15 protein-coding genes are annotated in these 15,621 nt (G+C 29.1%); 12 read left to right on the top strand and 3 right to left on the bottom strand.

All coding sequences use genetic code 11. From position 1 onward, the window contains the following. Position 1: 1 nt before the first annotated feature. The gene (locus AC4PG3_RS03575) at positions 2 to 979 is read right to left on the bottom strand and encodes a DNA cytosine methyltransferase (protein WP_492197701.1); all 978 of its coding nucleotides are present in this window, start codon (positions 977 to 979) and stop codon (positions 2 to 4) included. A 398-nt stretch (positions 980 to 1,377) separates the two neighbouring features. On the opposite strand from AC4PG3_RS03575, the gene AC4PG3_RS03580 reads away from it, so the two are divergent. The 7 genes from AC4PG3_RS03580 (at position 1,378) to AC4PG3_RS03610 (ending at position 6,451) form a co-directional block, all read left to right on the top strand. Beyond that, on the top strand, positions 1,378 to 2,190 hold the full coding sequence (locus AC4PG3_RS03580; RefSeq protein ID WP_492197702.1) for a phosphoribosyltransferase-like protein: 813 nt from the start codon (positions 1,378 to 1,380) through the stop codon (positions 2,188 to 2,190). Between the two features lie 26 nt (positions 2,191 to 2,216). After that, positions 2,217 to 2,537 carry a hypothetical protein gene (locus tag AC4PG3_RS03585; protein ID WP_492197703.1) on the top strand — a complete coding sequence of 107 codons (321 nt, stop codon included), beginning with the start codon at positions 2,217 to 2,219 and terminating at the stop codon, positions 2,535 to 2,537. A gap of 269 nt (positions 2,538 to 2,806) precedes the next feature. Further along, complete coding sequence (locus tag AC4PG3_RS03590; protein WP_492197704.1) at positions 2,807 to 3,865, top strand: reverse transcriptase domain-containing protein; 1,059 nt, start codon at positions 2,807 to 2,809, stop codon at positions 3,863 to 3,865. A gap of 702 nt (positions 3,866 to 4,567) precedes the next feature. Next, a complete protein-coding gene (locus AC4PG3_RS03595; protein WP_492197705.1) occupies positions 4,568 to 5,467 on the top strand; it encodes a hypothetical protein in 900 nt (299 codons plus the stop codon). Positions 5,468 to 5,675: 208 nt separating this feature from the next. Continuing rightward, the gene (locus tag AC4PG3_RS03600) at positions 5,676 to 5,936 is read left to right on the top strand and encodes a hypothetical protein (protein WP_492197706.1); all 261 of its coding nucleotides are present in this window, start codon (positions 5,676 to 5,678) and stop codon (positions 5,934 to 5,936) included. Beyond that, positions 5,929 to 6,309, top strand: a complete 381-nt coding sequence (locus AC4PG3_RS03605; protein WP_492197707.1) for a retropepsin-like aspartic protease — start codon at positions 5,929 to 5,931, stop codon at positions 6,307 to 6,309. The genes AC4PG3_RS03600 and AC4PG3_RS03605 overlap by 8 nt, the downstream gene beginning before the upstream one ends. A 7-nt stretch (positions 6,310 to 6,316) precedes the next feature. Next, complete coding sequence (locus tag AC4PG3_RS03610) at positions 6,317 to 6,451, top strand: hypothetical protein (RefSeq protein ID WP_492197708.1); 135 nt, start codon at positions 6,317 to 6,319, stop codon at positions 6,449 to 6,451. 332 nt (positions 6,452 to 6,783) lie between these two features. On the opposite strand, the gene AC4PG3_RS03615 is transcribed toward AC4PG3_RS03610, so the two are convergent. Continuing rightward, entirely contained in the window at positions 6,784 to 7,623 is an 840-nt protein-coding gene (locus AC4PG3_RS03615; RefSeq protein ID WP_492197709.1) for a KilA-N domain-containing protein, read from the bottom strand. Positions 7,624 to 7,675: 52 nt separating this feature from the next. After that, entirely contained in the window at positions 7,676 to 7,987 is a 312-nt protein-coding gene (locus AC4PG3_RS03620; protein WP_492197710.1) for a hypothetical protein, read from the bottom strand. Between the two features lie 735 nt (positions 7,988 to 8,722). Here AC4PG3_RS03620 and AC4PG3_RS03625 point away from each other — a divergent pair. The 5 genes from AC4PG3_RS03625 to AC4PG3_RS03645 all read left to right on the top strand — a co-directional run bounded on the left by AC4PG3_RS03625 (position 8,723) and on the right by AC4PG3_RS03645 (position 15,559). Further along, positions 8,723 to 9,085, top strand: a complete 363-nt coding sequence (locus AC4PG3_RS03625; RefSeq protein WP_492198194.1) for a plasmid mobilization protein — start codon at positions 8,723 to 8,725, stop codon at positions 9,083 to 9,085. A gap of 78 nt (positions 9,086 to 9,163) precedes the next feature. Next, positions 9,164 to 9,391: a helix-turn-helix domain-containing protein gene (locus AC4PG3_RS03630; RefSeq protein ID WP_492197711.1), complete on the top strand. Its 228-nt coding sequence runs from the start codon at positions 9,164 to 9,166 to the stop codon at positions 9,389 to 9,391. A gap of 19 nt (positions 9,392 to 9,410) precedes the next feature. Then, positions 9,411 to 11,105 carry a class I SAM-dependent DNA methyltransferase gene (locus AC4PG3_RS03635; RefSeq protein ID WP_492197712.1) on the top strand — a complete coding sequence of 565 codons (1,695 nt, stop codon included), beginning with the start codon at positions 9,411 to 9,413 and terminating at the stop codon, positions 11,103 to 11,105. Beyond that, positions 11,098 to 12,324, top strand: a complete 1,227-nt coding sequence (locus tag AC4PG3_RS03640) for a restriction endonuclease subunit S (protein ID WP_492197713.1) — start codon at positions 11,098 to 11,100, stop codon at positions 12,322 to 12,324. Before AC4PG3_RS03635 ends, AC4PG3_RS03640 begins: the two co-directional genes overlap by 8 nt. Before the next feature lie 13 nt (positions 12,325 to 12,337). Continuing rightward, positions 12,338 to 15,559, top strand: a complete 3,222-nt coding sequence (locus AC4PG3_RS03645; protein WP_492197714.1) for a type I restriction endonuclease subunit R — start codon at positions 12,338 to 12,340, stop codon at positions 15,557 to 15,559. Positions 15,560 to 15,621: the final 62 nt, after the last annotated feature.

Here is a 15,621-nt window from a genome sequence, read left to right on the forward strand (position 1 = left end):
ACTATTTACCTCCTGAGAGTGTTTTTAATATTGACCTTCCTATTTCTTCAACAACATTTGCTGTCATTGCATTACCTGCTTGCATCAGTAAATGCCTATTAGTTACTTTGGTTTTGACACGGGATACATGTTCATGGTTAAATCCTTGAAATAATAATGCCTCTGCACCTGTCAAATAATACACCTTTTTATTTTTAACATAGTAAATCCCATCTCTATGTGCCCTTAAAGTTGGCATTCTATTGATATAGAGTCTTAAATCTGACATTCTTGTGTCTACAATTAAATTATCTTGGTTTAAAATATTATTGATATCAAATTTTCCTTTATTTTTTTCGTTATTAAGATACTTGTAATAGAACCACCTTTTATCATCAGGACTCATCTCATTATCCCTAGGAAATAAGAAATCTGATATATTTACTCTTGCCTTAGGGACAGGCCAAGAAAAATCTTGAGAACCAACATTCAAGTCTTCACGAAAACCAACTATAAAAACCCTTTGTCTCATATGTGGTACACCATAGTCAATGCTATTGAGAATCTTATAAAATACTGAATATCCAATTTCTGACAATGACACTATTATTTCTTTAAATGTTTTACCACCATCGTGACTTATAAGACCTTTTACATTTTCTAAAATGAAGGCTACAGGCTTAGTTTTTTCCAAAATATTCATTAGATAATAAATAATTTGACCCCTAGGATCTTTAGTTCCTGCTTGTCTTCCTATAACTGAAAAACTTTGACATGGGAATCCAGCTATTAGCAGGTCAAATTTAGGTGACACTTCAGGATCAAAATTTTTCAAATCACCATAATTTTTATCATTTTTATTTGGAAACAAAAGATCATAAGTAATATTTGCAAGCCTACTAGTATCAGATGATCCTACACATTCAAGGCCACAATTTTCTAACCCGAGTCTTCCTCCTCCAATACCAGAACAAAAGTCAAAAAACGTTTTCAATTCCAAATAATTCACCTCCCTAGGATATATTACTTTTTATTATATCAGCCACAAATTTTAAATACCAGAGCATACTTGCTTATCTATGGAATATAAAAGTCATTAAAGAATTTCAATGAAAAAACATTATTTTATTTGACGGATTTTATGGAGAAAAATAAAATAATTAAAATTTTCCTATATCTAAGAATTAGTTATGATAGAAATATTTATTTAAAGAATAAAAAGCAAGATAGGGTAAATTTATGTAATGAGATCTGTTATTAATATCCAAAAAAATATGTAATTATAGAGTTTAAACTAATATATGATTCTGCAAGTGGGAAGCTTGTCTTAATCTAGATTTTAGTATAAAATATAATTGTAATGCGGAACTTAATTATAAGGAAAGTGGAAGAAAAAACATGGTAAAACAATCTAAAGAATTATCGGCAATTGAATTGAATAAAATAATAAATCTTTTTGAAGAGAAAGGTTGGGAAATTGATGAAAGTAATAAGAGTAGTTTATATAAAAGATATATAAACAGATATACTTCATTGAAAACAAAAGAAGAAAAAGAATTTTTTCTTTCAATTTCTAAAGAATATAAGTTAGTTGATTTAAACGAGTATAATCAGTTACTTATAAATATACTAAATACAATTTTTAAGAAAACAGAAAGAAAGGACTTATTGATATTTCCATTGCTGCCCAAAAGAGATATTTCTAAAATTAAAAGCTCTACTTTTATGTGTTATTTATTTAATCATGTATCAATTAATTATTATGATAATTTATCAAAAAAAAGCTTTACAATAGTGGATAATTATAAAATGTTAAATATAAAATTTAAAGAAGGAAAATATCTATTGTTAGTAGATGACTATATAGGTAGTGGAGACCAATGTACTAATGCACTAGATGATATAATCAAAGAAATAGACATAGAAAAAGCCAACCATATTTATATAATTGCATTATATATAAATGAAAAAGGGATAAAAAGAGTTACAAATAAAATTAAAAATTATGACAATGTGAGTTTATATTATGGAGTTAAAACAGAATTTGTTTTAGATGAAAGTGAACATATTCTTGAATCAATAGGTATTGTAGAGAAAGATCAAAAATACCTTGGATATAAAGATTGTGGAGATTTAATTACTTTAATAAGAACTCCTAACAATACTATTCCTTTATTTAGACATAAAAAAAGTGCCCCCTTTCCTAGATAAACCAAATTTAAATTAGAAGGTGCGAAATGGAAGATAATATGATATTATTATATTTATTAATAATTATTAAGAACTCAAATGATATTTACGTATTAATAGAAAAATGTAATATATCAAGCATTACTCTTAACAAAGTCTATGTTAATGCACTAAAATTAGGATTTATTACAGAAATACAAAATGAAGCTATCCTTACTGAAAAAGGAGAACAACAAATTATTCAGTTAAGACGAGAATTCAACTTAAAGGGCATTAAGGCATTTGTTGTTCCATATAATTCATATAAACGCGAGGTCATTAGCAGGGATTATATATATATACCGCCAAAATTAGAAAATAGAAAGTAAAAAAAAAATAAATGTTAACTATGCTGACTAGAATGAATGTATAATTTGATTATATATGTATAGCGATGTCGCTATGCTTTTGTGAACATGCTTTCAAGCCTTCAGGGGAACCTTTGATGCGAAAAGGATTTCTCCTCAAAGGTTCCCCTGATGAAAATTGGAGAAAACCACTCCAATTATTCATTATCTCTTTGCTTAGTGAGAAAACCGCTCACTAAGCAAAGAGATGCAAGATATTTGGTAGTGGGCATAGTTATTTGAGGTGTTTTATGGAATTTAATAAATATGAAAATAATTTTATAAAAAAAGCTAAAGATAATAATTATTCATCTGATGAAATTGATGAAATGCTTAAATATGCTAAAGTATTACATGAGAAAAATGTACCTATTATTTTTGATACAGTTCATTTATCTTTACTTTTAGGAATAGATATAGGATATTTGTATAAGGTGAGCAATTCCCCAAAAAAATTTTATAGACGATTCACTATAAAAAAATCTGATAAAACTGATCGCATAATTGAAGAACCACTGCCGGTATTAAAAGAAATACATATCTGGATATTAGAGAATATATTAAATAATGTTTCTAGTAGTATATATACCAAAGCTTTCAAAAAAAATCTTTCGATAAAAGACAATGCTAGGTTCCATCAAAATCAAAATATTGTGATATGTATGGACATTAAGGATTACTTTGGTTCAATATCAGAATATAAAGTATATGAATTATTTAGTAAAATAGGGTACTCTAAACAAATCTCAACTCTTTTAGCTAAGTTATGTTGTTTAAATAATTCCATACCGCAAGGGGCTTCTACTAGTCCAGCGATCTCTAATCTGATTACTATTGATATGGATACAGAATTAGCGAAGCTTGCAAAGAAATTATCAACTGAAAGTTATAATGTTAGATATACTAGATATGCAGATGATATTACTTTTTCAGGTAAAATTATTGATAAAGATTACTTAATAAATTCAGTTAATAAGATTATTAAAAAGTTTGATTTTAAATTAAATACCAAGAAGACTAGAGTTTTAGGTAGAAATAGTAGACAATTAGTTACAGGAATTGTAGTAAATAAAAAAATGCAAGTTTCACGTAATAAGCGGCGGGAGTTACGTGCAAATATGTATTTTATTGATAAATTCGGAATTGACGAGCATATGAGGACAAAGAAAATAACGGAATCAAAAGAAAAGTACATAAGGAAATTACTGGGGACTGTAAATTTTGTGTTATTCGTCAATCCTAAGGATGTAGAGTTTATAAATTATAAAAAAATGTTAAATGAATTATATAATTTAAATAAACTATCCTAATTATTACTATTTTTACCTATAGGTTATATATTATATAACCTATTTTCTCTAAGTATTGCTAGAGTTGGGGATTAGGATGTTAATATTTAAACAAATTTCAAAATTAGTCTAATATACTTCTTATTCATGGAATCTAGAAAAATCAAATTATCAGCTATTTAATATTATGATATCTAAATTCATAGATAATTCAGAACCGGAACCGGAACTGGGACTGGAACGGGTAAAATTAATTATAAATGTATCCAAATTAGACGGATAGAACAGAAATGAACGTTCTAATAATGGCTAATTTAAAAGGTTTAATATATATCTGATGATATGAAATGAAGAGTGGGAGTAGAGAGAAAATTATTTATATTATTCTGAGTGCTCTGTAGTATACTAGAAGAGGGTTTTTTATTCCTCTTCTTTTTATTATCCAAATTTTGCTTATAAAATAGAACCATTTTAGAACCATAGTATCTTTGTCCCTATTATTCTTATATACTAGTGAAACAAGAGGAAGAATAATTATATGAAGAAATTTATAAAAGCAAAGAATAGGATGAATTCATTGTAATTAATGATATAATTACATATAAGCAGTGTATAGATTTAAAATACAAGATGTAAAATTAGTTTAAAAGAGGGTAAATTAGTAGAATTTTTAAAAAAATCAATACTTTTACGATTATATAATATTTTAAGGAGGGATGCGAAATGAAAAAGACTAAATTACTGTATGTTGTAATTGCAATTCTTGTAGTAACTCAAGTTTATTCTATATTTCAAATTAACAGTCTAAAAATAAAAGTGCAACAAACGAAAAACGGAATAGCTTATGCTGAGGAACGCTTAAAGAGAAATATCAGTGAAATTTATTCCAATGTAGATAGAAAACTCGAAGAATATACAAGCCTTGTAACAAGGTGTGAATATGAGATCGGTGAGTTTAATCTACAAACACTTAAAGTTCCTATAACTTTTAAATTACAGCCAAAAACACTTACTGAAACAACTGAGGTTTTCCTAAAATTCGGCGAAGAAAAAATTCCAATGAAAATGCAAGACACCGAATTTGTACTGACTAAGGCTTTTGCAATCAAAGACGAAATTTTCCCTACAATTCTAATAGAAGATAAGGGCACCTTACAGTTTGAGGAGCACAATTATCTTAGAGTATATAACATCAAAGATGAAGTCTTTTCCTCATTTTCACCTCGTTTTGAGGGGGAAATGGGATATAGTGGACAGGAGCCTTATAACTACCGCATGAAGGGCATTATTGCAATGGATCCTTCTGTCATCAACGGTAACAACAGCTTTAAAGACATAAAGTATATCGTCACATTAGATGATGAAGTTATTAAAACTTATCAAGCTGACTTTGTAGGTATGGGGAATATTGAAGTTAACGATAATTTTAAAATGGAAACTGGACAGACGCTTATAGGAAAAGTAATATCGACCGATGGACTTAATTTTACCCACGAATATTCGATTATGCACTATGTTGCAGGGGATGAGAGCGAAGAGAACAGACACTATCGTGGAAATGAAAAGATAATTGCACCTGATGGCACAGTGATTTACGATTATGATGAAAGAGAATATAGATAAAAAAATATTAAGCAGATTGATTTTAAAGAAGAAAAAGGTTTTACTATTGTTAAAAGATTAGATAATATTAGTATTATACGTCCAGATGTATTCAATCAGAATTCATTTTAAACTAGTAAATAAAAGACCTAAAAAGGGGTAATATATAAGTAAAAGGTATTACTATAATATTATAGATAAATTTTAATATTGAAAGGAGTGTATTATTTTGAAATGGAAAGAAGCTGTAAGAAATTATCCTAATAAGTGGGTATTATTTGAAGCTATAGAAGCATGTTCAAAAGATGGGAAAAGAATTATTGAAGACCTTTCAGTTATTAATTCATTTGATGATAGCAGAGAAGCCTTAAAAGAGTATTCTGAAATGCATAAAAGGGATAAATCAAGAGAAATGTATGTTTATCATACTAATAATAAAGAATTAATTATAGAAGAGAGAAGCTGGGTAGGGGTTAGAAAATATGGTTAAACTTGAATATAAATATGGACTACCCTTTTGTAAAATTAAAATTGAATATGAAGGAAAGTCAATAACCTTAGATAATATTCTTTTAGATATAGGATCAGGTGGTACTATTTTTAAAATGGATGAAGTTGATAAAATTGGTATTACAATAGAAAAAAAAGATACAATAGAAACTATTTCTGGTGTCGGTGGTATAGAATTTGTATATAAGAAAGAAATTGATAAAATTAAATTTGGGAATTTGGAAATAAAAAACTTTAATATTGAAGTTGGAGTTATGGATTATGGATTTGAGATAAATGGAATAATAGGGATAGACTTTTTAGAACATATAGGAGCAATTATAGACCTAAATAAAATGCTTGTATATAATTGAGAAAAGGATGACTAAGAAGTTTGTAGTATTACCTGATAAAACAAAAGAAAAAATATCAAAATTAGATGCTGAAACTTTAGAAATTATAATAGTTGAAGTTGTTGAATACAAAGGCTTAGAGGATATTAATAAATATTTATAAAATAATATAGATTTAAAAATAAAAAGTTTAAAGGTTCTAAAATGGTTCTAAAAATTTTGAAACACAGTATAATATAGCATATATTAAATAATATGAATAATAGAAGTATTGTAAAATACACATTGTATATTTAAGTAAATATGGGAATGTTGAGTGGGAGTAGGATTATAATATTTCCCTGTCAGGGTTGGCGAGATTTATAGCGACTAATAAGGAGCTAGAAGTTCGGAACCTACGGTGTGGAGTATTAAATAAAAGCCTTGAAACCTTTGGAAATAGAGGTTTCAAGGCTTTTTTGTTTTGTGGAAGTACTATTTTGATTTTAATAGTAGCTATTCTAGTTCTTTTAAGGTATTTGTATTTAAATTTTCAATAGATTTTAATTGTTTTTTAGCAAACTTATTTAATGTTAATATTCTTTCAGATTGTTCCATGCCCTGCTCAATTAAGATTGCATTATAATTTTCCATATTAGCAAGTACAAGTAATTCATTTAAACTAGCGTAGTCTCTAATATTACCTTTTTTATCTTTATTTTTTGTTCTCCATTGTTTTGCAGTTTGTCCAAAAAGTGCAACATTTAATAAATCAGATTCAGTAGCATATGTAAAACCGACTTGTGAGGGAGATAATTCAGGAACAATTAAATGTTCTTTAATTGCACCAGTATGGATACGATAATTAATTTTTGAAATTTCACGATTTAAATTCCATTCTAAAGATAATCTGCTATTTTCATCTGATTTTAAGCGCTTATAATCTTGAATAATATAGAGCTTAAATTCTGGAGAAATCCATGAAGCAAATTCAAAAGCAATATCTGAATATGCATAAGTTCCACCATATCTACCAGCTTTGGATACTATACCAATAGCATTTGTGCTATCAATCCACTTTTTAGGAGAAAGCGTAAAAGCATTTAGTCCAGCTTGATTTCTAATTCCCTCGAATTCGAGGGAATTGAATTCAGGATTATGAAGAGATTCCCATAAACCTAAGAATTCAAGCGTGTTTCTGTTTCTTAACCAGTTTGCAATTACAGCTGAAGGTTCGTCACTTTTATACTTTGCAATGTCGCTTAAAGATATAAATTCACTCTGATAATCTTCTGTGTATATTTCTATCGGAAGTCCTTTTGCATAAAGCTTGTCCTTTACAATTTTTTTACTCACTTTTTTCACCTCATTTAATTTTTATATAAAATTATAATCAATCTCTCTTTATTTAATCTTCTATATGATATTTATAATTCCTTTTCTTATTGCTTACATTAGCTTCATAGTCAGCATTAGTACTAGAAGGCCAATTTCCTTTCCAGTCCTCATATTCTTCTCTTGTAATTTCTTCATTATCGTATGCATCTCTCATTTTCTTCCAAGCAGGTAAAAAACTTGACATAGATGCAGCAGCTGCATCTTGAAAATGCATTACATATTCAGTTTTAGTATATTTGTTTCCCTTTTTGCCAGTATATTCAATATCAACTTCTTCTATCTTTAATGGATAAGTAGTATCTAGTTTAAATAAGCTATACATAGCTTCTTCTAAACTTTCAGGGAATCCCCCTGTTTCTAAGTATAAATCTTTTATATCTAAAGCCTCTGCTAATTCTTTTTGTAAATCTTCTCTTGGAGTTCTAGCTCCACTTTCATATTGTGTTTTTATAGTTTAATTATATAGCATAAAGACATTAAATCAAAATGTTTAAAAACTAGTTATCATATAAGTGTTATTGTACCTTTCAGTTTATACATGGTAAAGATACTATTATGAATTTAATTGGGAAGACAGTACGTTCATCTAAGACCAAAAGAATTTCTCCTAGTGGTATATCTATACCTGTTAAACTTTATTATGAGAGGTAAGAAAAGATATAAGAATTTACAGAAGTGGTTACCAAAGACTTACTAAAAGAATCATAAGAGCCAGAGCAAACAGGGAAGGATGAAAAAGAGAAAGAAAAATTGTAATTTTGTAACTTGTAACCAAGTTTTTAAAACCTTTAGAATCAGGCTGGTAGAAATGAAGGTCTAGTAATATCAAGGCTTGTAGGAATTAAGATAAGAATCAATGCCTTATTTGAGGACTTTTGAAATAGTAGGTTACAGTTACAACTCTCCTGTGTCTATTAAAACTTTAGTAGCAGCACAGTAAGTGTACGGACACTTACGAAAAAATTGATAAAGCGGACCTTAAGGTTCGCTTTATCAATTTTCTACTTGTTCCTATCTGAATGATTTAGGGGATACCCCTAAGACCCTAGTTAAAAATATAAAAGGAAGGAAAGATATTATGGCTAATAGATACAGGAATGAAAGAATTGAAATCAAGTTGACTAAAGAAGAAAAAGAACTTTTTAAGAAAAAACTTGAACTTAGTAAATCAAAATCAATGGGACATTTTATAAGGAAAAGTGTTTTGGAAGCTCCTATATTTGTAATTGATATGAATGAATTTAGGAAGATGCAGAGCCTTATTGGGAGGAATGCAAACAATCTTAATCAGATAGCTAAAAGAATAAATGCTACAGGAGTAATCTATAGAGAGGATATAGAAGATCTTAAAAAAGAAAATGATGATATATCAAGAGAAATATTAAAGATACAGAATATCTTGCTTAGAAAATATATTTAAGACTACTTACAGGTGTAATAAGAAAGTAAGTCTGTTATAATTATAGTAATGATTGAATTTACAGAAGGAGGCAGGGATATGGAGGATTTTGGACATGTGGTTTTCAAGATTGATCAAGTCTTGGAAGAAAAAAAGATTAGTAAAAATAAATTAGAAAAAGAAGCAAAACTTCAAAGAACCCAGCTTAATTCTTATTGTAACAATAAGGTCAGGAGGATTGATTTACAAACTTTGGCAAAGATTTGCTATGTATTAGATTGTGGAATAGAAGACATTATGGAGTATAAAATAGATAAGAAAATTTGAATACACGGGAGGAATAGATTTGGATACAAAAACAATAAAAGACTTAGAAAAAAGATTATGGGATACAGCAGATGAACTTAGGGCAAATACAGGACTTAAAGCATCAGAATATTCAACGCCTATCTTAGGACTTATATTCTTAAAGTTTGCTGATAGCAAATACCATACATATGAAGAAGAAATAAAAAGAGAATACCATGAACTAAAAGGTGGAAGAAGAGAAAAACCTATGGAAGAAATAGCGATAGAAAAATGTGGATTTTATCTTCCAGAAGAATCAAGATATGACTATTTATTAAATTTAAGCGAAGAAGAAGATATAGCAAAAAAGATCAAAGAAGCTATAGAAGGTATAGAAAAGTATTCCCCTGAACTAGTTGGAATACTACCAAAAGATAGCTATCACAATCTAAGCAAAGAAGATAACAATAAAATATTAAATAGATTACTTAGAAACTTTAACGATATACCAACAGATATAGAAAACGATATCTTTGGAGAAATATACGAATACTTTTTAGGTAACTTTGCCCTAAAAGAAGGACAAGGTGGAGGGGAGTTCTTTACCCCTAGAACGGTGGTACAATATATGGTAGAAGTCTTAAAACCAAGTGAAGGGAAAATATTAGACCCAGCCTGTGGTTCTGGAGGTATGTTTGTACAAGCTGCTCACTATGCTAAAAGACAAAAAGAAAAGCATGGAGAAAATCATTCCATAAACCTAAGAGCCTATGGAGTTGAAAGAACTGGAGAAACAGCAAATCTGGCTAAGATGAACTTGTTTTTAAATAATATAAGGGGAGATATAATAGAGGCTAACTCTTACTATGCAGATCCCCATAATTCATTTGGAAACTTTGACTATGTAATGGCAAACCCGCCATTTAATGTAGACAATGTAGAGCTTGATTTAGTAAAAGAGCAAAAAAGATTTAATCATTATGGAGTCCCTCAAACTAAGGGTAAAAAGCCAAGGGTTCCCAATGCAAATTATCTTTGGATAAATCAATTTGCAACTGCCTTAAATGAAGAAGGAAGAGCAGCCCTTGTAATGGCTAACTCTGCATCAGATGCAGGACACAGTGAAAAGGATATAAGAAAAGCCTTAATAGAAGATGGAGTAATATCTCAAATGGTAGCCCTTCCTTCTAATATGTTTATAACAGTAACCCTTCCAGCTACCCTTTGGTTTTTTGATAAAGGAAAAGAGAAAAAAGATGAAATTCTTTTTATAGATGCAAGAAATATATTTACCCAAGTAGATAGGGCCCTTAGAAAATTCTCAGACGAACAAATTAAAAACCTATCCATAATAACCAGACTTTATGAAGGAGATAGGGAAAGTTTTTATGAGCTTATTAAAGAATATGAAGATAAAAGGGATAATGGAGAAACAGAAGAAGATAAGCAATACTTTCAAAAACAAATAGATTGGTTACAAGAAAGATTCCCTCAAGGGATCTATGAAGATGTTCTAGGTCTATGTAAAGTAGCAAAACTCCAAGGAGAAGATGGAATAATAGACCAAGACTATTCACTAAATCCTGGAAGATATGTGGGAGTAGTTATAGAAGACGATGGAATGACAGCAGAAGAATTTAAAGAAGAACTCTTTGGACTCAATGATGAGTTTAAGAAGTTAAATAAAGAAGCTAAGGAACTGGAAAAAAAGATAGAGGATAATTTAGATAAATTGGTGATTGAGTATGAGTAAATGGAGAGAGGTTAGATTACAAGATATTTGTAAGGTAAATGGTGGTAAAAGATTACCTAAAGGTAAGTTTACAATGAAAACTAAGACAGATTATCCTTATCTAAGAATTACTGATTTAGGGAATCATGGAAATGTAAATTTAAACTCTATAGAATACATTACTAAAGAAATTTATGAAAAAATAAAAAAATATGTAATCTCGAAGGAGGATATATTTATTACGATAGCTGGAACCATAGGACTATCTAGTAAAATACCTGAAGAAATAGACGGTTGTAATTTAACAGAAAACTGCGCAAAACTAACCTTAAATAAAAATAAAGTTAATCAAATCTATTTATTAAATTACCTGAAGTTAAAAGAAAACGAAGAATTATTTAAAAGTTATTCTAGTGGTTCATCTCAACCTAAATTAGCTTTAAGATCTATAAGAAATTTTAGAGTTTTGATTCCCGATCTAGAAACTCAAGAAAAAATAGCAGACATTCTTTCAACCTATGATAGACTAATAGAAAACAATAATAGAAGAATAGAAATCCTAGAAAAAACAGCAGAAGAAATATATAAAGAATGGTTTGTAAGAATGAGATTTCCAGGGTATGAAAATACTAAGTTTATAAAAGGGATACCTGAAGGATGGGAAGTAAAGAAACTTAAAAACTTTTCGAAACTTGTACATGGATACACCGAGTCAGCTAATGAAGTGCAAATAGGTCCAAAGTATTTAAGAGGTACAGATATAAATAAAAATAGTTATATAAACTGGGAAGAGGTACCTTATTGTGAAATAGACAAAAATATGATAGAGAAGTATAAGTTATATAAACATGATATAGTCATAATAAGAATGGCAGATCCAGGTAAAGTAGCTATAGTTGAAAAAGATACTCAAGCTGTTTTTGCTTCATACTTAATTAAAATAGATTATAATGAAAATAAAATAAGACCGTATTATATGTTTTATACTTTATATTCAGAAGGATATCAAGATCGTATAAAAAGTTTTTCTAATGGAACAACACGAAGTAGTATTAATTCTAAAATGATATTAAATTCTAAGATACTTGTGCCAACTATTGAAATACAAGAAAAGTTCAATCAAATTATAAAGGTTAATAGAAATATGATGAATAAATTGCTTGACCAAAACCAAAACCTAATCAAGCAGCGTGACTTACTCTTACCAAGACTTATGAATGGTACTATAGAGGTAAAATAGAGGGGGGATATATGTGGCTAAAGTTTTAACCGAAGATATTATAGAAAAGGCCTGTATAGAAAGATTAACTTCTAATAAAGACTACAATCATATAAATGCATTTGTTTCAAAAGATCTTGTAGATTCTAAAGAAAATATTTTAGATACTATTAAAGATGGGACAGGAAGAAGAAATGTAAAAGAAATTATCTTACCAGAAATTTTATTTAAATCTTTAAAAGCTATAAATCCACAGATACCTGACAATATATTACAAGAAATAGTAGAAGACCTTAGACTATATTCAACAAACAAAGATATAAAAGATATCAACTATGAAAACTATAAAATGATTAAAGATGGAATAAGAGTAGAATATGAAAAAGATGGAAAGAAAAAACAAGATATTGTTCGGATAATTGCTTTTAATAATCCTTATAGAAATGACTTTACTGTAGTTTCTCAAATGTGGATAAGAGGAGAGCTTTATTTTAGGAGACCAGACCTAATTCTCTTTGTAAATGGCCTTCCTCTTGTCTTTATAGAACTTAAAAACTCTGATATAAAGTTAAAAACATCCTATGACAAAAATCTAAAGGACTATATAAGAGATATTCCACAACTGTTTTCCTTTAATCAATTCTGCGTCCTATCTAATGGAGTTGAAACTAGAATAGGAAGTTTTACAGCTGGCTATGAACACTTTTTTGAATGGCTAAGACTAAGGGAAGAAGATAAAGTAGATAGAGAAGAAATTAGAAAAGATGGGACAAGTATAGAATACCTAATAGATGGATTGTTTTCCCATGATGAATTATTAGATTATATTGAAAACTTTATCCTATATGAAAATAAAAGAGAAAAGATTATAGGAAAAAACCACCAATACTTAGGAGTCAATAAGGCAGTTGAAAACTTTAAAAATAGAAAAGAACTAGATGGCAAGCTAGGAGTATTTTGGCATACCCAAGGTAGTGGTAAATCATATTCTATGGGAATGTATGTTAATAAGGTAAACAGAAAAGTTTCCGGAAATTTTACCTTTTTACTTGTTACGGACAGGATAGACTTAGACGGTCAGCTTTATAAGAATTTTTTGAGGACAGAGATAATTACAGAAGAAGAGTCTGCCCAGCCTAGAAACAGTAAAGAGTTAAGAGAAGACCTAAAGACAAATAAGGCCTTTGTCTTTACCCTAATTCATAAATTTGGTTACGATAAAGGAAAAAAATATCCTATATTATCTAAGCGAGATGATATTGTGGTTATAGTAGATGAGGCCCATAGAACTCAGTACAAAGATTTAGCACAAAATATGAGAACAGGGATTCCAAACGCCCAGTATATAGCCTTTACAGGTACTCCACTCCTAGGTTCAAAGAGACTAACAAATCAATGGTTTGGAGACTATGTATCTGAATATAACTTTGCAAGATCTATTGAAGATGGGTCTACTGTTCCTCTATATTATTCTAGGAGGGTTCCAGAAGTAGAGCTTGTAAATACTGATTTAGACGATGACTACTTAGAGATAATAGAAAAAGAAAACCTAACAGCTGAAGAGCAAGAAAAACTAGAAAGAGACTATGCAAGGACAAATGAAGTTTTAAAAAGAGACGAAAGGCTTGATAAGCTAGCAAAAGATATAGTTGATCACTTTCCAAGTAGAGGTTATTTAGGTAAGGCTATGGTTGTTTCTGTTGATAAATTTACTGCTGTAAAAATGTATGAAAAAGTACAATACTATTGGGATAAAAAATTAAAAGAATTGTACGAAGAAAGATCAGCAAATAGTTCAAAAAAAGAAAAGGCGGATATAAAGAAAAAAATAGACTATATGAAAAATGTAGAGATGGCAGTAGTTATAAGTCAAGATGACGATGAAGAAAGATTTACTAAGTATGGATTGGATATTAAGAAGCATAGGGAAAGAATAAATCATATAGATGAAAATGGCCATGATATAGAAGATAATTTTAAAGATCCCAATCATCCCCTATCACTAGTATTTATATGTGCAATGTGGTTAACGGGCTTTGATGCACCTAGCGTATCTACCTTGTACCTAGACAAGCCTATGAAGGGACATACCCTAATGCAAGCTATAGCAAGAGTAAACAGGGTATATCCAGGAAAAAGTTCAGGTCTAATAGTAGACTATCTAAACCTATTTAAATCTATGAAGAGAGCCCTTGGTGACTATGCAAGTCCAGATAATGAAGATGAAATGCCTGTTAAAGATATAGAAGCTATGCTAGAGTTATTGGATCAAACCATAGATGAAACTTATAAGTTTTGCAAGAAGCTTAGTATAGATTTTGATAGGATATTAGAGATAGATCAAGCCTTTTCAAGAATATCTTTGTTTGAAGAATATTTAAATATATTACTAGATAAAGATGATTACAAAGAAGAATTTAAAGTCTATACTAATTTATGTAGAAATATATATGAAGCAAGCAAACCAGAAGTATTTGAAAGAAATTGGAATAATAAGTATTTAACAGTTATATTTTATTTAGATGATATGTTTAAAGCATCTGTTAGAGAAATAAATATAGATAGGGCTAAAATAGAACTAGATAAAACTTTAGATTTAAGTGTGAAGGCTTCTTCTGTACATGAAGAGAGTAAAGCCCAAGAATACGGAATAAAGTCTATGAAGACTATAAGTCTTGCAGAAATAAATACAGAAGATATAAAAAGAAAAATACAAGGGTCACCATATAAAAATATCGAGATACAAGAGCTTAGAAGCTTTATAGAAGAAAAACTTGAAAAACTATTACAAGAAAACAAGACAAGAATATCTTTCTCTGAAAGATATAAAGCCATAATAGATAGATATAATTCAGGTAACTCCAGTAATGAAAATTACTATGAAGATCTAATAGACTTTGTAGATGACTTAAAAGAAGAAGATGAAAGAAATATCAAAGAAGGTTTAACAGAAGAAGAATTAGAGCTATATGATTTATTAAGGAAAGACAATTTAACTAAAAAAGAAGAAGAACAAGTGAAATTATCAGCTAAAAAACTATATGAGGCTATTATGAGAGAAGATAGTGAAACAAAAGTTGTAGACTGGTATAAAGATGAACAACCTAGGAGAAAGGTTAAACTAAGAGTTGAGAAAATATTAGATGATTTTCTACCTGAAAGCTATAGTAGGGATATATTTACTAGAAAATCAGAAGTAGTATTTACACATTTACTAGAAGACGCAATGATGGGAAGTCAAAGATATGCTAGTTAAGGGGATTGGTTATTTTAAAAAACAGTGCTCAGCCTTTAACTTAATAAGAAATATTATTTATC

It is taken from the genome of Tissierella sp. QWL-11 (assembly GCF_058683765.1).